This is a genomic window from Candidatus Hydrothermales bacterium (assembly GCA_039630235.1).
Classification (GTDB): Bacteria; Hydrothermota; Hydrothermia; order Hydrothermales; family JAJRUZ01; genus JBCNVI01.
In genome coordinates, this window is the sequence record JBCNVI010000044.1 from 1 (window position 1) to 788 (window position 788).

The following is a 788-nucleotide window of genomic DNA, read 5'->3' on the forward strand; positions in this document are numbered from 1 at the left end:
TAACTTACATCGTTCCAATGTTGTAATAAACTATGACATTCCATGGAATCCGACAAAAATAATTCAAAGAGTGGGAAGGATAAATCGTATAGATACGCCATTTGATAAAATTTATACATTTAACTTCTTTCCGACAGAGCAAGCAGATTCTGAAATTAAGCTTAAAAAAATTGCCCGCTCAAAGGTAGAAGCATTTTTAACTCTTCTTGGAGGCGATTCGGCTATTCTTACAGAAGGAGAACCGGTAGGTTCCCATAAGTTGTTTGGCAAACTTTTATTGAAGAAAACAATAACTGAAGAAGATGAGGTTGAGGAAAGCGAGCTCCAATATTTTAAAGATATTAAAGATGTTATGGATAAAGAAAAAGGTCTTTTTGATGAGATAAAGCGCCTTCCTAAGAAGGCTCGTTCTGCAAAGGTATTTAATGAAAGCTTAAAAGAAATTGCAAAGCCAAATTCCTTAATAACATTTTTCAGAAAAGGTAAGCTGATGAAATTCTTCCTATCTAACAAAGAGGGAACATTTGAACTTGATTTTATTACAGCGGCGAAAATTCTTAAAACCTCTTCAGATGAAAATGAGAAAAAAACAAAACTTCCCCTTGAAGAATATTATGAACTCCTTAATAAAAATAAAGCTGCATTTTTCGATGCTACCGTTGAGGAGTTGATTGAGACAGAAAGAAGAGGTGGTTCTAATAATAGAATAAAGTTATTAAAAATTCTTACAGTCATACAAAAAAATAGCGGACAGTTAACTGAGGATCAGGAAAAATATCTAAGTGAAG

General features: G+C 33.0%; 1 protein-coding gene. It reads left to right on the forward strand.

What is annotated here, in order from left to right:
- On the forward strand, positions 1–788 hold a 788-nt coding region (locus tag ABDH49_09200), incomplete at both ends, for a helicase-related protein (protein ID MEN3047116.1).